Origin of the sequence: Parahaliea mediterranea, from assembly GCF_017255185.1 — a bacterium.
Classification (GTDB): domain Bacteria; phylum Pseudomonadota; class Gammaproteobacteria; order Pseudomonadales; family Halieaceae; genus JAFKCZ01.
Genome location: NZ_JAFKCZ010000004.1, coordinates 224,128 through 245,389, shown reverse-complemented (window position 1 = coordinate 245,389; position 21,262 = coordinate 224,128). Strand labels below are relative to the sequence as shown.

General features: G+C 65.0%; 18 protein-coding genes. 11 read left to right on the top strand and 7 right to left on the bottom strand.

Going from position 1 to position 21,262, the window contains the following annotated elements:
• Window positions 1-163: 163 nt before the first annotated feature.
• The 3 genes from JYP50_RS05950 to JYP50_RS05940 all read right to left on the bottom strand — a co-directional run bounded on the left by JYP50_RS05950 (window position 164) and on the right by JYP50_RS05940 (window position 4,735).
• A complete protein-coding gene (locus JYP50_RS05950) occupies window positions 164-1,015 on the bottom strand; it encodes a TauD/TfdA dioxygenase family protein (protein WP_206559566.1) in 852 nt (283 codons plus the stop codon).
• Between the two features lie 71 nt (window positions 1,016-1,086).
• Entirely contained in the window at window positions 1,087-3,051 is a 1,965-nt protein-coding gene (locus JYP50_RS05945) for an alpha/beta hydrolase family protein (RefSeq protein ID WP_206559565.1), read from the bottom strand.
• A 286-nt stretch (window positions 3,052-3,337) separates the two neighbouring features.
• The gene (locus JYP50_RS05940; RefSeq protein ID WP_206559564.1) at window positions 3,338-4,735 is read right to left on the bottom strand and encodes a hypothetical protein; all 1,398 of its coding nucleotides are present in this window, start codon (window positions 4,733-4,735) and stop codon (window positions 3,338-3,340) included.
• 167 nt (window positions 4,736-4,902) lie between these two features.
• Here JYP50_RS05940 and JYP50_RS05935 point away from each other — a divergent pair, with 167 nt between their 5' ends.
• From JYP50_RS05935 to JYP50_RS05905, 7 genes are all read left to right on the top strand, one after another.
• On the top strand, window positions 4,903-5,847 hold the full coding sequence (locus JYP50_RS05935) for a LysR substrate-binding domain-containing protein (RefSeq protein WP_206559563.1): 945 nt from the start codon (window positions 4,903-4,905) through the stop codon (window positions 5,845-5,847).
• Between the two features lie 105 nt (window positions 5,848-5,952).
• On the top strand, window positions 5,953-8,052 hold the full coding sequence (locus JYP50_RS05930) for a TonB-dependent copper receptor (protein WP_206559562.1): 2,100 nt from the start codon (window positions 5,953-5,955) through the stop codon (window positions 8,050-8,052).
• Window positions 8,053-8,226: 174 nt separating this feature from the next.
• On the top strand, window positions 8,227-8,805 hold the full coding sequence (locus JYP50_RS05925) for a nuclear transport factor 2 family protein (protein WP_206559561.1): 579 nt from the start codon (window positions 8,227-8,229) through the stop codon (window positions 8,803-8,805).
• 3 nt (window positions 8,806-8,808) lie between these two features.
• Window positions 8,809-9,927 carry a helix-turn-helix domain-containing protein gene (locus tag JYP50_RS22095; RefSeq protein ID WP_206559560.1) on the top strand — a complete coding sequence of 373 codons (1,119 nt, stop codon included), beginning with the start codon at window positions 8,809-8,811 and terminating at the stop codon, window positions 9,925-9,927.
• Window positions 9,928-10,072: 145 nt separating this feature from the next.
• Window positions 10,073-12,328 carry a TonB-dependent receptor gene (locus JYP50_RS05915; RefSeq protein WP_206559559.1) on the top strand — a complete coding sequence of 752 codons (2,256 nt, stop codon included), beginning with the start codon at window positions 10,073-10,075 and terminating at the stop codon, window positions 12,326-12,328.
• Window positions 12,329-12,349: 21 nt separating this feature from the next.
• Window positions 12,350-12,964, top strand: coding sequence for a peptidylprolyl isomerase (locus JYP50_RS05910; protein WP_206559558.1), 615 nt, complete (start codon window positions 12,350-12,352; stop codon window positions 12,962-12,964).
• Window positions 12,965-13,057: 93 nt separating this feature from the next.
• Window positions 13,058-13,276, top strand: coding sequence for an EF-hand domain-containing protein (locus tag JYP50_RS05905; RefSeq protein WP_206559557.1), 219 nt, complete (start codon window positions 13,058-13,060; stop codon window positions 13,274-13,276).
• A gap of 82 nt (window positions 13,277-13,358) precedes the next feature.
• Here the strand turns inward: JYP50_RS05905 and JYP50_RS05900 are convergent, their stop codons facing one another.
• On the bottom strand, window positions 13,359-14,384 hold the full coding sequence (locus JYP50_RS05900) for an AraC family transcriptional regulator (protein WP_206559556.1): 1,026 nt from the start codon (window positions 14,382-14,384) through the stop codon (window positions 13,359-13,361).
• A gap of 138 nt (window positions 14,385-14,522) precedes the next feature.
• Here JYP50_RS05900 and JYP50_RS05895 point away from each other — a divergent pair, with 138 nt between their 5' ends.
• Together JYP50_RS05895 and JYP50_RS05890 are read left to right on the top strand one after the other, a co-directional pair.
• The gene (locus tag JYP50_RS05895) at window positions 14,523-15,716 is read left to right on the top strand and encodes an alkane 1-monooxygenase (protein WP_206559555.1); all 1,194 of its coding nucleotides are present in this window, start codon (window positions 14,523-14,525) and stop codon (window positions 15,714-15,716) included.
• Between the two features lie 12 nt (window positions 15,717-15,728).
• Window positions 15,729-15,896 carry a rubredoxin gene (locus JYP50_RS05890; RefSeq protein WP_206559554.1) on the top strand — a complete coding sequence of 56 codons (168 nt, stop codon included), beginning with the start codon at window positions 15,729-15,731 and terminating at the stop codon, window positions 15,894-15,896.
• 32 nt (window positions 15,897-15,928) lie between these two features.
• On the opposite strand, the gene JYP50_RS05885 is transcribed toward JYP50_RS05890, so the two are convergent.
• The 3 genes from JYP50_RS05885 to JYP50_RS05875 all read right to left on the bottom strand — a co-directional run bounded on the left by JYP50_RS05885 (window position 15,929) and on the right by JYP50_RS05875 (window position 18,570).
• Window positions 15,929-16,330 (bottom strand): YchJ family protein, encoded by a 402-nt coding sequence (locus JYP50_RS05885; protein WP_241262868.1) that lies wholly within the window; start codon window positions 16,328-16,330, stop codon window positions 15,929-15,931.
• Window positions 16,331-16,363: 33 nt separating this feature from the next.
• The gene (locus JYP50_RS05880; protein WP_206559553.1) at window positions 16,364-17,077 is read right to left on the bottom strand and encodes a YebC/PmpR family DNA-binding transcriptional regulator; all 714 of its coding nucleotides are present in this window, start codon (window positions 17,075-17,077) and stop codon (window positions 16,364-16,366) included.
• Between the two features lie 179 nt (window positions 17,078-17,256).
• Complete coding sequence (locus JYP50_RS05875) at window positions 17,257-18,570, bottom strand: PHP domain-containing protein (RefSeq protein ID WP_206559552.1); 1,314 nt, start codon at window positions 18,568-18,570, stop codon at window positions 17,257-17,259.
• Window positions 18,571-19,007: 437 nt separating this feature from the next.
• Between JYP50_RS05875 and dbpA the strand changes: the two genes are divergently transcribed.
• Entirely contained in the window at window positions 19,008-20,387 is a 1,380-nt protein-coding gene (gene dbpA / locus JYP50_RS05870; protein WP_206559551.1) for an ATP-dependent RNA helicase DbpA, read from the top strand.
• Window positions 20,388-21,245 carry a PA4780 family RIO1-like protein kinase gene (locus JYP50_RS05865; protein ID WP_206559550.1) on the top strand — a complete coding sequence of 286 codons (858 nt, stop codon included), beginning with the start codon at window positions 20,388-20,390 and terminating at the stop codon, window positions 21,243-21,245. It abuts the gene before it with no gap.
• Window positions 21,246-21,262: the final 17 nt, after the last annotated feature.

The window sequence follows — 21,262 nt, the reverse complement described above, 5'->3', positions numbered from 1 at the left end:
ACATGCGGCGCATTATACGTCTGTCAAGGCCGTGTGGTGACTCAATGACGACGATTGTTGATGCAGTTCACAACACCTTGCGGCCATTCAAGCCACGATCGCGCCATTTCCTCGCGCGAGCCCGGCTATTCCGGAGGCGGGCCAAGGCCCGGCTTCCGCCGCGCTATGCCGTATCCCGGGCTCCGATGGTGGTGCGGTGCAACAGGCGGTCATGGCCCTCGTAGCCGCCGGTGGCCCGGTGCAGGACCGCGCGGTTGTCCCACATCACCAGGGTGCCGGCCTGCCAGCGATGACGGTAGATGAACTCGGGGCGGGTCTGCCAGGCCAGCAACTCGGTCAATAGCTCGAGCGCGGCATCCTGCGCCATGCCTTCGAAGCCGACAATATAGCCCAGGCAACTGAACAGGCCCTCGACCCCCGTCTCCGGGTGCCGGCGAATCAGCGGGTGTCGCTGGGTGGCGAGAGCCGACTCGCTCGGCTCGATCGCCATGCTGCGGCCGGCGGCCTTGTCCTGGTCGCCATAGAGACCGTCCGGGGCATAGCCACCCATCGCCGAGTGAACCGCCCACAGGCCCTCCAGCCGGGCGCGCAGTTCAGCCGGCATCCGTTGCAGGGCCAGCTGCTGGTTGGCGAACAGGGTGTCGCCCCCCACCGGCGGTATGCGCAAGCCGTAGAGGCAGGTGCCGGCGGGTGGCGCTGCCTGAAAACTCCAGTCGGAATGCCAGCTCTCGGCGAACAGGCTGGAAGTCTCGTCGGCGTCGCGGCGAATGGCGATGACATTCTCCCGGCCGGAGATCGGCTTGATAAAGGGGTCTTCGCCAAAGGGGCCGAAATAGCGGGTGAAGCGTTCCAGGTCGTCGTCCGACAGCGTCTGCCCGGGAAACGCCAGTACCTGGTGTTCCAGCCAGATGCGCCGCAACTCCGCTACCTGCTCGCCGGTCAGCGCCTGCGACAGGTCGACGCCGGTCACGCTGGCGCCGCAAGCCTGTCCTGTGGGGGTGACTTCAATGTCCATGGTGACGATCCTCGACTGGAAGCTCGGGGACAGTGTACTCAAGCGCGGCCGGGTGGTGAATGGCCAGGCGCTTACGGTCCGATATGTCGCGCGAAGAATGCCAGCAGGCCGGTATACAGCGCCCGACTGGCTTGCGGAGAGTTGTAGCCATGCCCGCCTTTGTCGTAGTACTCGGTCTGCACCGGCACGCCCGCCTCGCGCAAGGCCTGTTCCAGCGCCCGGGCGTGTTCGATGGGGGCGCGCTGGTCCTCGCCGCCATGGGCGATGAAGACCGGTACCGAGATACGCTCGGCGTTGCGCGCCGGCGACGCCGCCGCCAGCTCGGCCTCGTCGGTACCCAGCGCTTCCTCCAGGTAGGCCTGTCCGGCCCGGCGCTGGCGGATATCGCCGCGCTCGTACATCATCTGCAGGTCGTAGACCCCGGCGAAACCCGCCGCGCACTGGTACAGATCCGGCTCGCGGATAACGCTCATCATCGCGGAATAGGCGCCGAAGCTGGCGCCGTAGATACAGACGCGCTCGCGGTCCGCGTAGCCGCGCTCGATCACCCAGCGAGTGGCGTCGGCGATATCATTCTGCACCGCCCCACCCCACTGCCCGTGCGAGGCCGACTGGAAGTCCTCGCCATAGCCGGTCGAACCGCGGAAGTTGACCTGCATCACCAGGTAACCGGCGCCGGCCAGTATCTGTGCCTCGGGATCGTAGGCCCAGTAGTCACGCGCCGAAGGCCCGCCGTGCGGCAGCACGATCATCGGCAAGTCGCTGCGCCCCGAAGCCGGGTAGGTCAGAAAGCCCTGCAGACGCAGGCCGTCCCGCGCATCGAACTCGAAGGGCTCGCTCCTGGCCAGTTTGTCTGTCGGCAACCAGCTGGCGGCGGACAGCAAGCGCCTGGCGGAACCGTCCTCCAGGTCCGCCAGGAAAAATTCACCGGGCTGGTTGTCGCCGCTTACCGAAACAATGAGCCGCTGCCCGTCCGGGGTCTCGCTTTCAACCCGGATGCGGTAACCCGGAAACGCCTGGTGAAAATTCGCCAGGTAGCGCGACACACGGTGCTGCGGGTCCAGGTAGTGGCTTGTCGGCGCGCCATCCTCCAGGTGAACCACCATCGGTTCACCGCTGCCCGGGTAGCTACCCACCCCCTCGACATCGACCTTCGGGTGAGCGTGAAGCGAGGTCGAGGTACCGGCTTCCAGGTCGAAGCGCAGCAGTTCCTCGCGGTCGCTACCCGCGCGCGCCAGCAGATAGGCATATTGACCGTCAGCGCTATAACCGGTGGGGTGGGCATGGTAATCCCCCTGCGGGTCACCCAGCTGCCGCCACTCGCCGTCCCGGTACTGGTAGAATTCCCGCCTGCCCTCGCCATCGTGCCCATCGGCGAAGCGCAGTTCGCCGGCGGGGTCGGCGTAGGCGCGGCCGCCGCGCGCGGGGAGGTCGGCCACCTTGCGGGTGCGCCCGTTGTACACATTGAGCTTCAACACCTCGCCGAAGGTCTCGCCGGTAAACCACCAGCGACTGCCCCTGGCTTCCCAGGGGTAAGTGCTGATCAGCACATGGCTGTCATCCTCCGGGAGAATACTGATGATATCCGCGTGGGCGGTGTGGACTTGCTGGCGCTTGATGCGCGAAGCCGTGGCCTGGTTGTTGTAGCCGACCTGATAGCCGAAAACGATGTCACGTCGACCGCCATCGTAGTCCACCGCGTAGAGGGCGCTCATCTGTCTCTTTGTATCGAGCCACCCTTTTTGCTCCCAGACCGTACTCACCACGCGGTCCTCGTTCACCCAGTAGTACTCGCCCACCTCCTGCCCCTCGACAAAACGCAGCACATAGGTAATTTCCAGGGGGTCGAGGGTCATCAGCGCGAGCACGCGCTGCCCCTCCTCAACCGAGACCACCGCCAGTTTTTCGCCGTCCGGGGATATCCGCGGCTGGCTATACTGGGGCTTGCGAATCAGTTCGTCGAGATCCAGGCCGCCCGCGACGCCAGGTTCCGGCGACACCAGGCAGCACAACAATAGTAAACAGGCATAACGCATCGTTCTCTCCCATTATTCTTAACGGACATGCCCACGTGTGGCGCCAGGTCCGGGTGAACAGGTCGGAGAGAAGGATGTTGCGAGCCGCTATTGATAGAGTTCCCGGGCGCCGCCGCGGGGTAGCCGTCATCCTTGACCGCCGAGACCGTTGCCTACTGCAATTCCAGTGCCTGGCCCGACTTCAGACTAGCCAGGGCCGGCGGGGCTGTCAAACGGCGGACAGCCCGGGCCGCGTCAAGTAACGCCCTCCACGGCCAGTGACCGACGCGCGGGTGACGTCGCGCCGTCACTTCCCGTCGGGGTTGATTCGCGCGATCAGGTTGCCGGCCGCGCAAAGGAGCTCGGCGGCGACATCGGCATCGATGTGATCGGGGTCGTTGGACGGCAGGTTGGACCGGCTCATCGCCAGCCACATAAAATTCTGCAGCTTGAGACGGGCCTCTTCCGGCCGTCCCTCAATAAGAGCCTCCCGCGCCGCTTGCGCGCGGTAGCGCATCCTGTTGGCGGAGTCCGCGCTGGTCTCCAGCTTTGCCGCGGTACGGGCCAGGGCCAGTAGCGATGTACTGCTCGCGGTGCAGCTGTCCACCGCGTAACCCAGATCCGCGTCGCCGAGATAACCGGCCCCCGACCCCACGTGGAAATCCCCGAGAAGCTCGAATGTCTCCGCATCGATCGCGGCCATCATCCGCCGCCCCACCGCGAACAGCCCTTTGCCGTCCCGGGTTTGCAACAACTCGCTCATGTGATGTTCCAGCCCTCGCGAACTGGCACTGGCCGATAGGGGAATCACTGCCCGGGACACCTCGATGCCAGCGCCAGGACGGGTTCTGCGGACTAGAAACTCGATGCAATTCACCGGCTCGGCACCCTCCGTGCATCGCACCGATGCCACGCCCTCCTCCAAACCCACGTACAGGACGGTCCCCGCCCGGGCCGGTTCCACCTGCAACGGCATGCCCAGGGAGGCATCGTCGACTAACTGCGCGACCGGCACCGTCCCGCCGGGTACTGGCTCGAGGACCGACACTCTCTCGCCCTTTCTCTCGCCGCGAATCCGCAGTGTCCAGCCTAATCTCACGATGTCCTCGTCCACCACCACATACAGCATGCCGTCATCGCCCATCCCTACGTCCCCGATGCGACCATTGACGACACGCCCGGAGGGGTACAGTTCACCCGTGTCCAGTGACCAGGCGAACAACTCGCCATACTCCGAGAGCGAGACAAGGAGACCGAGCTCGTCATCAATAAACAGGCCAACGGACGGCGCCGGATTCACCCAGCCCTCCAGTACCGTGTGCTGGCTGGTGTCCACCACCCACAGGGTATCCGCGGACAGCAGGAACGCGCGCGGATCCCGCGGGTGAAAGACCACCTGGCGCACATCGACTGGCAGCTCGGATTGCCGCCTCGTGTCGTCCACCAGGGTGTGAGTCAGGGTGTCCAGAATCCGGGTGGGAACACGCTCCATACCCACATAGCCGAAGGTGCCGTCGGGGCTGATCGCCACCACGCTCGGCCGGCCGTCCGCGGGGATGCCACCCACAATCGTCCTCGACACGGTATCAATGATGCCGACGTCGACGCGGTCGGGCCGGGCCACATAGGCAAGCGGCTCCGCCCGGGCGTTCAGCGCCAGGCAGGTCAGCACGGCGACACCGAGCTGAATCAGGGAACAAGGCACTACACGGGGACCACGGTTGCTGACAGGCATGGGACTCTCCCAACGGCGCAAGGATGACTGGCGCGGCGCCCCCGTACCACGCGGGACGCCACACGGGCGATAGTTGACGCAAAGCGTAGCCGAGGGCCTACAATAAGCCCAATCTATATTTTATAAATAACTTATCCATGAAGCTGAATTTGAAATCCGTCGACCTGAACCTGCTCACCGTCTTCGAGGCGATCATGGAATCACGGCAACTCAAGCGTGCCAGCGAACAGCTGGGAATGAGCCAGCCCGCGGTCAGCGCGGCGCTGCACCGACTGCGACTGACCTTCAAGGATGACCTGTTCATACGCACGCGCCGCGGCATGCAACCAACCCCCCGGGCTCGCGCCATCTACCCCCGCCTGCGCGACGCCCTGGACATGATTCGGGCGGAAGTTCAGGGCAGCAAGCACTTCGACCCCGCCCATTGCGACCGGCATTTTCGCATTCAGGGCGGCGACTACCTGGAGATCCTGTTCTACTCGGCCCTGATGCGCCGCATCACCGCGGTCGCCCCGGGGGTGAGCAGCGAAACCCAGCCACTGATGCTGGAGGGCCTGCTGTGCGCGGCACTCAAACGCGGTGACACCGACATGGCGGTCCACTACTCCCGCCCCGACGACCGGGAGCTGCACTGCGAGCACCTGTTCGATGACCGGCTGGTGGTGGTGGCGCGCCGGGACCATCCGCGGGTGGGCAAGCGCATCGGCCGGACGCGTTTTTTTCACGAGTTGCACGTGGCGCTACTGCCGGACGAAAGCAGCGCCGGTCACCTGGAGCGATTCCTCAACCAGGCCGCGCTGGGGCGCGACATCAAGGCCCGGGTGAGCCAGTTCAGCAGCATGATACCGGTCTTGCTGGCCACCGATTTTCTCGGCGTGATGCCAGAGAAACTCGCCGACTGGTTCAGTGAGCGCTTTCCGGTCACGCACTGCGCGCTGCCACTGGATGCGCCATCGCTGCCGGTCAATTTGATCTGGGCCCACCGGTTTCACGACGACCTCGCCCACGCCTGGGTAAGAGAACACCTGATCGGGATGATGCGGGAGACGGAATCCCCGGCGCCGGGCCAAACGTCGGCCTAGTCAGCGCGAACCGCGGGCGGTCGCCTGCGACACTATGCCACACGCCGGCTCCATCGCGGCTTGCTACCATGGCGCCCGCCTCAACCACCGTGGAATCCACCCGCCATGTCCGCCACCAGAAAGCCCGCGCAAAACCTGTTACTCGCCGCCCTTGCCGCCGGCCTCGCGCCCCTGCCGGCCAACGCCGAGGGGCTGGAGGAAATGATCGTCACCGCCGTGCGCATGGACAAACCCCTGCGCCTGGTGACCGACCCCGGCAAACCGCGCCAGCCGCTGCCAGCCAGCGATGGCGCCGACTACCTGAAAACCATTCCCGGCTTTTCGGTGATCCGCAAGGGCGGCTCGGACGGGGACCCGGTATTGCGCGGCATGGCCGGATCGCGCATGTCCATGCTGCTGGACGGTGACGTGATCCTCGGCGGCTGCAGCAACCGCATGGACCCGCCCACCGCCTACATCTTTCCGGACACCCTGGACGTGATCGAGGTGATCAAGGGGCCCCAGAGCGTGCGCTACGGACCCGGCAACTCCGCCGGCGTGGTGGTGTTCGAACGGGACAACACCCGCCCCGCGGAAGCGGGCTGGAGCGGCCACGCCAGCCTGTTGTCCGCCAGTGCCGGGCGGGTCGACGGCACTGTCGATACCCGCTACACCACGCGGGACATTACCGTGCGGGCCACCGGCTCCTCGGCCTCCGCCGACGACTACGAGGACGGCGACGGCACCACGGTGCATTCACGCTACGAGCGCTGGAGCGCGCAGGTGGATGTCGCCTGGACACCCGACGACGATACGCGCCTGGAATTCGGCGCGGGATTCAGTGACGGCGAGGCCGCCTACGCCGACCGCGGCGTGGACGGCTCCCGCTTCAACCGCGAAAATTACAGCGCGAGCTACGAGCGCCGCAACCTCGGAACAACCCTCGACAGCATCGAGATCGCCGCCTACCGCAATTACGTGGACCACGTAATGGACAACTACAGCCTGCGCGAACCCACGGGCATGATGGCCACGCGCAGGGCGATGAACCCGGACCGGGACACCCACGGCGGCCGGATTACCCTGGGCTTCACCCCCGCGGCGACCCTTCGCCTGGATCTCGGCGCCGACGCCCAGCGCAACGAGCACGGCTACCGCAACAGCATGAACCAGGACCTCGTCGATTACCGCGGCATGGAGCGGGTGCCCGATGCCCGCTTCGAGCAGGCGGGGTTGTTCGGCGAACTGACCTGGACCCCGAATGAGGACTATCGCCTGCTCGCCGGCGCGCGGGTCGACGACTGGGAGGTGCGGGACCTCCGCGATCACATCAACCTGTCGATGATGCTGTCGGTGCCCAACCCCACCGCCGGAGAGCGTCGCTCGGAGCAGCTCTACAGCGGATTCGCGCGCCTGGAACGGGACCTGGAGAGCCCCGGCACCTACGCCGCCACCCTGTACGCGGGCATCGGCCACAGCGAGCGCTTCCCGGACTACTGGGAGATGATCGCGCGGGAGTCGGAAAGCGGCCTCAGCGCTCTCGATATCGAGTCGGAGAAGACCACCCAGCTCGACATCGGCGTGCTCTACAACGCCGACCGGCTCAGCGCCGGCGCATCCCTGTTCTACAACACCATCGACGATTTCCTGCTGATCGAATCCGGCTATGCCAAACCCGCGCCGGGCATGGGCATGGGCGGTATGGACATGGGCGGCGGCATGGCCGCGAGCCGTGAAACCACCGTGGTGCGCAATATCGCGGCGCGCTCCTGGGGCCTGGAGATGGACCTGGAGTACCAGCTGCTCGATCACCTGAGCCTGTCCACCTCCCTGGCCTCGGTGCGTGGCGCCAACGATACCGACGGCACCACCCTGCCCCAGCTACCCCCGCTGGAGTGGCGAGTGGGCATGACCTGGGAGCGCAACAACTGGTCCGCCGGCCTGTTGTGGCGCGCCATCGCCGCGCAGGACCGCGTCGACCCGGGCCGCGGCAATATCGTGGGGCAGGATTTCGGCCCCTCCGACAGCGCCCGGGTACTTTCCCTGAACCTCGGCTGGCAGCCGGCGCAGGCGCTGCTCATTACCGCCGGTGTGGATAACCTGCTGGACGAAACCTACGCCGAACACATCAGCCGGTCCGGCGCGGCGGTATCGGGCTTCGAGCAACTCACGCGCATCAACGAGCCGGGGCGCACACTGTGGCTGAAGGCGAGTTACGCGTTCTGAGCCGCCCACCAGCGCCCGGGCCGCGATAGCCAGCGGGCAGTGGAACCCACCCGGGCCGGGGGCCGGTGCCGGCCCCCAAAGCCCGCGCGCAACCGCGGACTTTTGCGCCGCGGCTTGCGCCGCTTCCACACCAGCGGTTACGCTTGCCGCCTCAAACACGCGAGGACAGCAAAGATGGGGCAATTTAACAGCGCGGCACGGTCGAAACAGCGAGTGGCGGGCCCGGGAGCCGACATCTGGCGACAGTGTCGCACGCTACTGCTGGCCTGTTGCTGGGTATTTTCGGCCTATGGCACTTCCGCATTCAGCGCCCCCCGGGACGAGGTGGGTCGGGTACTGGACACCTTCCACCACGCGGCGGCCACCGCCGACCTGACCGCCTACACCGCCCAGATGGGGCCCGACATGGTGTTCCTCGGCACCGACGCCACCGAGCGCTGGCAGGGCCAGGCCTTTGTCGACTTCGCCCGCCCCCATTTCACCGCCGGCAAGGGCTGGACCTACACCGTGCGCGAGCGGCATATCGACCTTGCGCCCTCCGGCGATGTCGCCTGGTTCGACGAGTTGCTCGACAATGCCAAGCTGGGCCTGTGCCGGGGCTCGGGGATACTGCTGAAGGGCCCCGATGGCTGGAAGCTGCAGCAGTACAACCTCAGCATGCCGGTACCCAACGAGATCGCCCTCGACGTGGCGGCGGAAATTCGCGGCGAGGCGCCGGCCGCTGACGCCGGCGCGGACCAAACGCCCCGCTAGCCCGTGCGCCAGACTCCCGCGTCCGCCACCGACCGGGTCGATCCCCGGCCCCTCCGGTCTCCCCGCCCTGTCGAGACCGCGGAACCGGGCGGCGCCAAGGCCCTGTCATTCGATGACCTGAACCGTGTGTACGAGGGCTTCAACGACGCCTACCTGGACGACCCGGCGCGTTTTGAGTTTCTCAATGTCAAGCAGGTCTGCGACAACCACAACGGCCTGCGCCTGGAACTCGACAGCAGCGAGGCCAGGGGCTACTGGGAGTTGTTTCGCGCCAACCGCGACCTGCTGGTGTGCATTATCGACGGCCGCTACCTGGGCAGTTACCAGCAGGCCGTACTGCCGCGCCAGGACCTGATCACGCTGCGCTTCATGCTCTCCAGCGGCCTGGAAATCAGTTTCGACGACGCGGCCAAGGTGCAGATTCCCCAGGCCAGCGTCTCGGTGATGCACACCCGCAAGGATCACGGCTTCAATATCTGCATCGATAAAAACAGCCACCTGTGCTCGGTCACCGTCCACCTGAAACCGCGCTTTCTGCGGCGGCACTTCGACCTGGCGCGCGACCGCCTGCCGCCGCGCCTGGCGGACGTCATCTACGGCGACAACCAGGCCGACAATTTCTGCAGTTTCCCGCTCTCTCCAGGCATCATGCACACCGTACTGGACCTGATCCACATGCCCTACAGCGGCGTGCGACGCCGGCTGTTCACCGAGGCCAAGGTCGCCGAGCTGATCTGTCGCTTTTTCCAGGAGACCGAGGACAATCACCGCGCCCAGCACCAGGAGGCCAACCCGCGGCTGAGCCTGGAATCCAAGCTGTTCGCAGCGCAGAAAATCCTGATCGAGTCCTATGCGACCCCCCCCACGGTGGCCGAGCTGGCCCGCCGGGTCGGCCTCAACCGGAGCACCCTGTGCGCGAGCTTCAAGCGCCACTTTGGCAGCTCCGTGTTCGAGTTTGTCCAGGACTACCGCATGAACAAGGCCCGGGAGCTGCTGCACGACGGCAAACTGGCCATATCGCAGGTTGCCGAGACAGTTGGCTACCAGCACCCCACCAACTTCACCGCCGCGTTCAAGAAGCATTTCGGCCACCTCCCCAAGGTACTGCGCACGCCCTCGTAGGGCTTTTTGCCGCCGCACAACACCATCATTCCTTCGGACGATCGCATCATTCTGCGATCGGGGGCTGTGCTAATCTGCGCCGCCACACAATGACAAAAAGCCGGGCCCGGCCCGGCTACAACTGCTCCACAGGGGGAACCTGCAAATGACAACTCTCGCACGCCATATCCGACACGCACTGTATCGCGACGGCCTGACACCGACCGCCACGATGGCCTCCCTGCTGCTGGCGGGCGCCGCCGCGCTGCCCGCCCAGGCCCAGCAGGACACGGCCCAGGCCACCAACACGGTGTTCGAGGAAGTCGTGGTCACCGCGCGCAAGCGCGCTGAGTCCATGTACGATGTTCCCATCAGCATCAACGTGCTGTCGGAAACCGCCATCGACAACATGGGCGCCAAGGACTTTTCCGACCTGCTGGGCACCGTTCCCAGCCTGACCGCCTACCAGAACGGCCCCGGCCGTACACGCCTGTCCATTCGCGGCGTGGCCAACGGCGGCGGCAACGACAATGACACCCAGAACCAGGAAACCGTCGCCATCTACCTCGACGAGATCCCCATTTCCATGGGTGCGATGAACCCCGAGATCAGCCTCTTCGACCTGCAGCGCGTCGAGGTACTGCGCGGCCCCCAGGGCACCCTCTACGGGGCGGGCTCCATGACCGGCACCATTCGCCAAGTGACCAACAAGCCTGACCTGGCCGAGTTCGGCGGCAAGTTCGAGACCAGCCTTTCGACCATCCACAAGGGCTCGGTCGGCCAGTCCTACAAGGGCCTGGTCAATGTCCCGGTGATTGAAGACACCCTCGCCGTCCGCGCCAGCGCCTACTACGTCGAGGAAGGCGGCTATATCGACAACATCCTGACCGGCGAGGACGACCTCAACGAAGCGACCTCCAAGGGTGGCCGCGTAGTGGCGCGCTGGCAGGCCAGCGACCGGCTGATCGCCGACCTGTCCCTGCTGCACCACGAGTACTCCGACGGCGGCCGCCCGGAGGACCTCGACCACACCCCGGAACTGACCCGTGACTACCCCTCCTTCGACGGCTACGACGATGAGATGGATATCTACAACCTGACCCTGGACTACGACCTGGGCTGGGCGCAACTGGTCAGCTCCACCTCCTATTTCGACCGCACCGTGGTCAACCGCCGCTCGCTGGATTTGCTGCTGATCTCCGAGTTCCCGATGGTCACACCCCACGAACTGGAGGACACCACCGACTCCGAGGCCTATGTGCAGGAGATTCGCCTGGCCTCCACCTACGACTCGCCGCTGCAGTGGACCGTTGGCGCCTACGCCGACAAGAAGGACGTGTTCTACGAGAACACCTTCCCGGTCCCCGGCGCCGACGCCGCCATGGGCATTGATTCCGGCGATTTCGGCGCGCCCACCGACAACCTGTACTACGGCTACGACGACCTGACCATCAAGACCTACGCCCTGTTCGGCGAGGCCTACTACAACTGGGACAAGTGGACCCTGACCGCCGGCCTGCGCTACTTCAACTGGAAGCAGGAAATCGAGTACTACCAGTCCGGCCTGCTCAACGGCGGCGCCAACAGCGACCCGCGTCCCGAGGGCAAGGAAGACGGCGTCAACCCGAAGGTGAACCTGTCCTACGACCTGGGCGACAACAGCCTGGTGTACGTCCAGGCGGCCCGCGGCTTCCGCTACGGCGGCATCAACGGCAACATCCCCCGCTCGGTGTGCGCGGACGAGCTCGACGATGTCGCGCGCAGCGGCGGCGATACCCGCTTCTTCGACCCGGACAAGCTGTGGAACTACGAGATTGGCACCAAGGGCGCCACCGCCGGCGGCCGCCTGCAGTACAACCTCACCTACTTCTACATCGACTGGGAAGACATGCAGACCCAGCGCAGCTTCGAGTGTGGCTTTGGCTTCCGCGAGAACGTGGGCAAGGCGACCAGCGAAGGGGTTGAGGTTGAGCTGACCGCGCGCCCGATCGATGGCCTGACCCTGACCGTCGGCGGCACCTACGTCGACTCCCAGCTAGCCGAAGACGTGCCCAACCTGGATGCCGACAAGGGCGACCCCGCACCCTTTGTCGCCGACCTGAGCCTGAACGGCAGCGTGGAATACCGCCGCCCCGTGGGCAACGGCCTCGACGGCTTCATCTGGGCCAACGCCATCTACACCGGCGACCGCGGCACCGAGTTCAGCAAGGACCAGCCCAACTACCGCGCCATGGACGACTACACCGTGGCCAACCTGCGCCTGGGTGTACAAAGCGCGCAGTGGGAAGTCTCGCTGTTTGCCGACAACCTGTTCGACAGCCGCGGCGTCACCCGCGCCCTGCGCCGGCCGCCCTTCGATCCCGACGCGGAAATCCGCGTGCAGCCGCGCACCCTGGGTGTCACCGGTCGCGTTTACTTCTAAGGGCAAGGCAGGAGCGTGAGCATGCAGCGTTTTAAACACCGCCTGGTTGCGGGCATTCTCACGCTCCTGGCGGCGGTCGCCGCCTGGGGCGACGAGCCGCGGGTGATCCTGCACTCCAGCGCGGGTGACATCATCCTCGAGCTCTACCCCGAGGCGGCGCCGGAAACCGTCGCCAATTTCCTGCGCTACGTCGACGCGGGGCACTACCGAGACAGCAGCTTCTACCGCGTGGTGCGACTGGACAACCAGTCGCACCAACCGGTGAAGATCGAAGTCATCCAGGGCGGCATCGGCATGACCGAGGCCCCGCCGCCCTTCCCCCCCGTCGCCCACGAGACCACCCGGGACACCGGCATTCAACACCTGGCCGGCACCATCTCCATGTCGCGCCTGGAGCCGGGCAGCGCCAGCACCGAGTACTTCATCTGCGTGACCGACCAACCGGCGCTGGATTTCGGCGGCGAGCGCTACCCGGACGGCCAGGGTTTCGCGGCCTTCGGGCGGGTGGTGTCGGGCATGGAGGTGGTACGCCGCATCCAGGCCGGCAACACCGACCACAGTGACAGCGGCTACGCCCGCGGCCAGATGCTGCTGGAGCCGGTGCACATCCGCGACATCCTGCGCCTGCCGGACTGAGCGACACCCGCGCAAGGCACTCCTCTTGCAGACTCCCAATTACCGCGAGTTTGCGCTAGATTGACGCAACACCACACAGGGAGGTAGCAAGCCATGTCCGACATCCCGGAACAGGAACTGCGCGACAACTTCGATCACTTCGATACCGATGGCGACGGCTACATCGACCTCGCCGAATTCAGCTACCTGATGCAGGCCCTGGATGCCCTGGAACCGGGGGAATCGGCGGAGATCGGCTTTCAGGCGATCGATACGGACTGCTCGGGCAAAGTGGAGTTTGACGAATTCGTGCGCTGGTTCAACGCCCGCTAATAAAGCGCCCATCCCCCGATCGCGCCGACAGCTACCAGCCCCACCCAGCGCGCCCCCGCCTCCACACCCTCCGATTGCGGACTCAGTGGCCGCGCCGCCACCGCGCCGGTGAACAGCCGTACCAGCGGCGGAAAGCGCGGCCAAAATTGGCCGGATCGCGATAGCCCAGCAGCTCGCCGACCTCCGCTACCCGCAGGCCCGCGCGCCCCAGCAGGCTGGCGGCCAGCTCCCGGCGTTGCCGCTCCACGATCGTGCGGTAACTACTGCCCTCGGCACCCAGGCGGCGAATGAGCGTGCGCTCGGTCACATGCATCTCCCGGGCGATTTGCGCCAGGGTCGGCGGAGGTTCCGGCGGGCAGTTCCCGCCGATCAGGTGGTCGAAATGATTGTGCAGGCGCCCGCTCACCGCCGCGGTGGTGCTGCCGTCCCGCTCCCGCCGGGCGATGATCTCGCGGCAGCGGATACAGTTGGCGCGATAGGTTCCCTCGTCGTGCAGGGGCGACGGCAGGGCGCACCAGGTGGCGGGCAGTGAGAGTGCACTGCGCCCTGCACCGAATAGCACGCGAGCGTTGAAAGCACCGCTGATCGCCACGTCGGCGGCCGGCGCCGCGCCCTTGATGTGCACCTCCACATTGTGACCCACCGGGTGGCCGAGGATCGCCTCCAGCAGCGACTCGATAATACGCATCACCACCAGCGCCATCCGCACGCCGAACACCTCGTCCCCGGTCACATCCTCCAGCCACAGGTAGTAACGCCGGCCCACCTGCTCGACACCGGCACGCATGGCACTGGTGCGCGCCGGGTAGAGGCTCGCCAGGACGTCCAGCGCGGCGCCGAGGGTTGGGGCCGACAGGGCCGCGAAGCCCAGGGGACCGTGGGCATTGATGTTGAACAGGGCCCCCAGCACCGGGGCCCAGGCTAAGCCTGGCCGCTCCCGTTCAAGGTTATCGAACAGGGTCGCGAACACCCGCCAGGGTAGAAAGGCCTCGCGCGCCAGGCTCTCCTCGGTGAGGCCCGTGCCGCGCAGGGCCCGGGCGGGCGACAGCAGCTCCGAGCGCAGGATCAGGCGCGCATAGGCCGTGGACAATTCCGGTGGGCGAGCCATGGGGTCACCTCTTGTCGGTTATAGGTGGTCACCTTTTGTCGGTTAATGACCATTATATTGTCAATAAATGAAATCACGCCAGAAACCTGGCTGGTCTAGTATCTTCTCTACCGCAGATCGAACGTGGAGTTCACGCGCATGACCAGCTATACCCTGGACCACCCCACGCTGGGACACATCGAATACCGCGACCGCAAGCGCTACCTGTGGCTGTCGTCCCTGTTCATGCCCCTGTTCCCGATGCTGGGCATAGGATTGTTCTTTGTCACCGGTAGCCAGTGGGCGCTGGCCGTGCCGCTGGTGTTCAGCTACGGCGTCATCCCCTTCCTGGACTACGCCCTGGGCTCCGACACCAACAATCCCCCCGAGGAAATCGTGCCGCAGCTGGAGGAGGACCGCTACTACCGCGTCCTGACCTGGCTCACGGTGCCGATGCACTTCATCGTGCTGATCGCCATCGCCTGGTTCGTCGGCACCCAGTCCCTCACCGTGTGGTCGGTTTTGGCGCTGGCCATTACCGCCGGCAGCTACAGCGGGCTGGGGATCAATACCGCCCACGAACTCGGCCACAAGAAGCCCCTGTTTGAGCGCGTACTCGCGCGGATCGTGCTGGCCGTGCCGGCCTACGGCCACTTCTGCATCGAGCACAACCGCGGCCACCACAAGGACGTGGCAACCCCCGAGGACCCGGCCAGCTCGCGCATGGGCGAGTCCATTTACGCATTCGCCCTGCGCGAAATCCCCGGCGCCTTCCGCCGCGGCTGGGCGGTGGAGCGGGAGCGGCTGGCACGCCTGGGACTGCCGGTGTGGTCGCCGCGCAACGAAATCCTGCAGTCCTACGCCCTCAGCGCCGTGTTGCAGGGCGCACTGATCGTCGCCTTCGGCTGGATCATGCTGCCCTTCCTGCTGGTGCACAATATCTGGGCCTGGTTCCAGCTCACCAGCGCCAACTACATCGAGCACTACGGCCTGCTGCGGCAAAAGGAGGCCAATGGGCGCTATGAGCGCTGCCAACCGCACCACAGCTGGAACGCCAACTACATCTTCAGCAATATCGTGCTGTTCCACCTGGAACGCCACTCCGACCACCACGCCAACCCCACCCGGCGCTACCAGAGCCTGCGCAACTTCGATGACATCCCCGAACTGCCCAACGGCTACTACGGCATGTACCTGCTCGCCTATGTGCCCTGGCTGTGGTACCGGGTGATGGACAGGCGACTACTGGCGCTGCCCCACATCCGGGGTGATCTGTCGAAGGTCAATATCGCCCCCGACAAGCGCGAGGCGATTCTCGCCCGCCATGGCCAGGTCGCCGGCGTGACGGCCTGAGGAGGGATTGCCATGGCGTGCTTTCGCTGCCCCGGCTGCGGCTACACCTACGATGAAAGCCAGGGGGATGCCCATGAGGGCTACCCTCCCGGCACGCCATTCGAGGACTTGCCGGAAGACTTTGTCTGCCCGGATTGCGCGGTGCGGGAAAAGGGGGATTTCGAGCGCGCACGGGAGTAAGGCTCGGATGCGCGGGCACTTCCGGTACGCCGCTAGCGGTGCTCGCCGTCGCGGTAGTACCAGCGGCCACTGATCTTTTCAAAGCGGCTCAACTCCTGCAGGCGGAATCCGCGCCCGCCTTCCTTGCCGCGGGCGACAAACTCCACCAGTCCGGTATCGTCGCCCTCGCCGCCCAGCTCGGTGTGCAGTATCCGCAAGCCGATCCAGCGCTGCGCCGGGTCCAGGCGAACCCGCGAGGGGCGCGTGGAAGGGTGCCAGGTGGCGAGCAGGTAGTCGGACGCCCCCCGGGCAAAGGCCGTGTAGCGCGAGCGCATGAGCCGCTCGGCGGTCGGGGCGGGCTCGTCGCTGTCCAGGTAACGGCCGCAACACGCGGGATAGTCCGCGCCGCTGCCGCAGGGGCAGGCCTCATCCTGCGCAGGCTGTTTGCGAGCCATCACATTTCCCCCGCTAGCGGCCGGCGCATTCGCTCAGCCGACGTTATGGTAGACCTTCTGCACGTCCTCGACGTCGTTCAGCATGTCCATGAATTTCTCGAACATGGCCGCATCGTCGGCGGCAATCGGCGCCACCTCCTTCGGTACGAACTGGATCTCCTCCACGTCGAAGTCGATCTCGCCAAAGGCCTCGTTAAGCGCGCTGCGGGCCTTGGCGAACTCCGTGGGCGGGGTGAACACGGTGATGTTCTCGCCATCCGACTCGATGTCCTCGACCTCGACATCCGCCAGCATCAATGCCTCCAGCACTGCCTCCTCGTCCTCCCCCGGGAATACGAAAATCGCGCAGTGGTCAAAGGAGTGGCTGACGCTACCGGGGGTGCCGAGCTTGCACTTGGTCTTGGTGAAGCACTGGCGCACATCGCCAATGGTGCGGTTGGGGTTGTCGGTCAGGCAGTCCACGATCACCATGCAGCCGCCGGGGCCAAAGCCCTCGTAGCGGGCCGCCGCGAAGTCCTCTCCCGCGCCGCCCTTGGCCTTGTCGATGGCCTTGTCGATAACGTGGGTCGGCACCTGGTCCTTCTTGGCCCGCTCGATGGCGCTGCGCAGGGCCAGATTACCGTCCGGGTCAATCCCGCCCTGCTTGGCGGTGACATAGATCACACGCGCGTGCTTGCTGTAGACCCGGGCCTTCTGGTCCGAGGTCTTGGCCATGGAGTCCTTGCGGTTCTGGTACGCTCTGCCCATAGGTTGATACCCGTAAAATCGGGGATTTTACCCGAAAATCGCGAGCTTGCCATTCCTGGGAGGCGGCATACACGGCATGCCGCTGCTCCGCCGCGGCCAGACTGGGGGCCGTCAACCGGCAACTGGAGGCTATTCCCGGCCCATCGGCGGATATTGCCGACGGGGCCGGGAAACCGGCATCAGTCAGCCTGCCCTACCACTAGCGGCTGCGTCCAGGCCATTTCATAGTCGCCTTCCGCGTGCGGATTGTCGTGCAGCTTGCTTGAGGTGATTCTCGCGCGCACGTACAGCTCGTCGCCAGTGGCCCGATACACCGCGCTGGCGCCTTCGGTAACCTGTAATACCTGTCCAATATCGCGACTCCAGGTGCTCACCGTTTTGTGCAGATGATCGGTACGCGATTGGTGGGCATGGGGAACGACGGCGCTCTTCGGCTCGAGATCGGCGCCACGCATTGTGCCGACAAACTCGATCTTGTACTCAACCCCTTCTTCGGCGTCGATCTCAAGCGCGATGCGCTGCCCGCCGACCTCCAGGGCCTTCAGCTGGACTCCCGTGCTGTTATAGAAATCGCCGCGCTTGACCGCCGAGGTAATCTCGTTCGGCGTGAGCCAGCGCGAACGCACCATCATCCACCCGCGCCCCGGGTTGGAGGCATCCCCGCCCCAGTGGGTGTAATCGTGCGCGTCGTCCGTGGCCACGCCGTAGATTACGCTGCGCCCCAGCTCGCCCAGCCGCTTGGACAGCACGATGTCCCACAGCCGCTCACTGCTCTGGTGCAACGCGTCGCCGTGGCCATTCACGCCGGCATGGCCGTTGTACATCTCGAAGAAGCCCTCTCCCGGCTCGTGGTCGAGATTGAAAAAATCCTCTGCGGTCTGGGCGTAGTGGAAATTGGGGTGGTTGAGGTGCACGACCATGGGCTGGCCGTACTGCTCGCTTTGTGCGACCACGGCATCCAGGTTGTTCTGAATGGTGTCGGCCACGCTGCTGCCGCCCTGCGGCTCGATCACCTCGACAAGGTTCACGCCGCCCATGTGCACGGGGTGGCGCTCGAAGCGGTCGGTAATCTCCTCGCCCTTGATCAAGATAAACTCTCCGGGCTCTTCAAACAATCCACGAAACTCATCCAGGGTTTTCAGCTTTACCTGCAGCTCCCCATCGTGCTCGCGCGATTCCACCCAGGTCTCGCCAAAGCGCTCGAGATAGGTGTCGTAGGCCCTTCTCACTCTCTCGGGAGAACGACGCGGGGAATCGATGGAGTACCAGGTCTCCCCTTGCTGCATGACGTTGTGATCACTGATGACCAGGAAATCGTAGCCCTGGTCCTTGTACCATTCGGTGATCAACTCGGGCGGCATGTCGCCGTCGCTCCACCAGCTGTGGGTGTGGGTATTCCCCCGCCACCATTGCTGGGGCGGATCTTCGGCGGCCACGCCCGATACTGTCGAGACCAGCACGCATGTCACGGCGGCTTTTAGCAGTGTTTTCATAACAACCTCAATTGGCAATCCAAAAACGGCGGACCTGTCCCGCGCCGGCCAAATGCCAGCCCGACTCACCTCGCCCAACTGAAAAATCGATGGGCCCAAATCGCTGATACGAAATCTCCAGACCGCTTGGGTGATGAACAGCGTGTTCCATTCTCATGATGAATTTCACGGCGCGCATACTATCCACTCGAGGGGCGGGCTTGTGTGACTGTTGGGTTAATTATTTATGGCGGCACAATCAGTTGATGACCACGCTCTCCGCTTCGGTTCCCGCCATGCCGGCGACAGTCATACGCTGGAACGACAGGGCCACGGCCCGACGAATTCGCGGTTGGGTTTCGGGGACACCGGTCACCCCATCGGAATGATTCAGCGGGTCTGCCAGGAGTTTCTGTTACACTGTCCCCTTATTCTCCCAACCCAGCTTGGCCCCACGATTGGCAGACCTTCCTTTTTCCAACCTCTCCCTTCCCCGCGCCCAACTCGAAAACCTGGAGCGCCTGGGCTACCGGACAATGACCCCGATTCAGGCCGCCGCACTGCCCCTGGCATTTGCAGGCAGGGACCTGATCGCCCGGGCAAAAACCGGTAGCGGCAAGACAGCGGCATTCAGCCTGCCCCTGCTGGACAAGCTCAACCCCCGGGATTTTGGCACCCAGGCGCTGGTATTGTGCCCAACCCGCGAGCTGGCGACCCAGGTTGCGGATGAGATCCGGCGCCTGGCCCGCTACCGGCAGAATATCAAGGTCGTCACGCTCTGTGGCGGCCAGTCTATCGGTCCGCAGATCGGCTCGCTGGAGCACGGCGCCCACATTGTGGTGGGGACGCCCGGCCGCATTGGCGATCACCTGCGCAAAACGACCCTCAACCTGGCCCGGATCAAGACCCTGGTGCTGGACGAGGCCGACCGGATGCTGGAGATGGGGTTTATCGATGACATCCGCGCCATCGTCGAACACACCCCCGCATCCCGCCAGACACTGCTATTCTCCGCCACCTACCCGGAAGATATTCAAACCCTGAGCCGGCAATTCCAGCGCGAGCCCGAGCAGGTAAGCCTGGAATCGCTGCATGGCGAAGAGCATATCGAGCAACACTTTTTCATTTGCCAGAACAACCGGCAGCTCGAGGGTTTGGTCACCCTGCTTAGCCACTTTCACCCGCAGGCGGCGGTGGTATTTTGCAATACCAAACAGCGGGTTCGCGATGTCACCGCCCACCTCGCGCAGGCGGGCATCAACGCCCTCGCCCTGCACGGCGACATGGAGCAACGCGACCGGGACCAGGTGCTGATCCAGTTCCGGCAACAGAGCTGCAGCGTGCTGGTCGCCACCGACGTAGCCGCCAGGGGCCTGGATATCGACGACCTCCCCGCTGTCATCAATTTCGAGTTGCCGCGCAACGCCGAGGTCTACGTACACCGGGTGGGGCGCACCGGTCGCGCGGGCAAGGCGGGACTGGCGCTCAGCCTGTTCGCCGACACCGAGCGTTACAAACTGGACAGCATTGGCGACTACACCGGGCGAGAGTGCGCATTTGAGGCGATTGACACCCTGGCGGCAGGGGGCGACAGCATGCCCCCACCGCCCTTTGCCACGCTGTGCATCGCCGGCGGACGCAAGCACAAAATTCGCCCGGGCGATATCCTGGGGGCCCTTACCGGCGATGCCGGTATCGCCGGCGCCGCTATAGGCAAAATCCAGGTCACGGATTTCGCCGCCTACGTCGCCGTGGAGCGCGCGGAGGCCGACAAGGCCCTGGGCCGGCTGATCAACGGCAAAATCAAGGGCCGCAAGTTCAAGGTTCGCAGGCTGTAAATGAAGACACCAAAACGCCTGCGGCCGCTGGTGGAGGACGGCCTGATCGACGAAGTGATCTATCCGCTGATGAGCGGCAAGGAGGCCGACGTCTTCGTGGTGCGCTGCGGCGCAAACACCCGTTGCGCCAAGGTCTACAAGGATGCCGTAAAACGCAGTTTTAAAAAGGCGGTGCAATACACAGAGGGTCGCAAGGTTCGCAGCAGCCGACGGGCCAGGGCCATGGAAAAGGGCTCCCGATACGGCCGCAAGCACCAGGAAGAAGTGTGGCAGAACGCGGAAGTCGACGCGCTCTATCGCCTGGATCGTGCCGGTGTTCGGGTCCCGCGGCCCTACGGCTGTGTCGACGGCGTGCTGTTGATGGAGCTGATCACCGACGAGGATGGCGACGCCGCCCCTCGCCTGAACGATGTCACCATGTCCGCGGAACAGGCCCGCGAAGACCACGCACAAATCATGCACGATATTATGCGCATGCTCTGCGCCGGGCTGATCCACGGCGACTTGTCCGAGTTCAACGTACTGGTCGACGCCGGCGGCCCGGTCATCATCGATTTGCCCCAGGCCGTCTTCGCCGCCAACAACAATAACGCCCAGGCCATGCTGGTACGCGACGTGGCGAACATGACCCACTACTACGCCGCCTTTGCCCCGGAACTCAGGGGCAGCCGCTACGCGGAGGAGATTTGGGCACTGTATGAGGCCGGCGAGCTCCACCCCGACCTCCAGTTGACCGGGCAGTTCGAGCTTGAACGCGAAGTCGCCGATGTCGACGCGGTCCTGTTGGAGATCAAGGCCGCACTCGAAGAGGAACAGCTCAGGCAACAACGCCTGCGCGATGCGGACGAGGTGGACTAGCGCACAAGAGCGGCCCG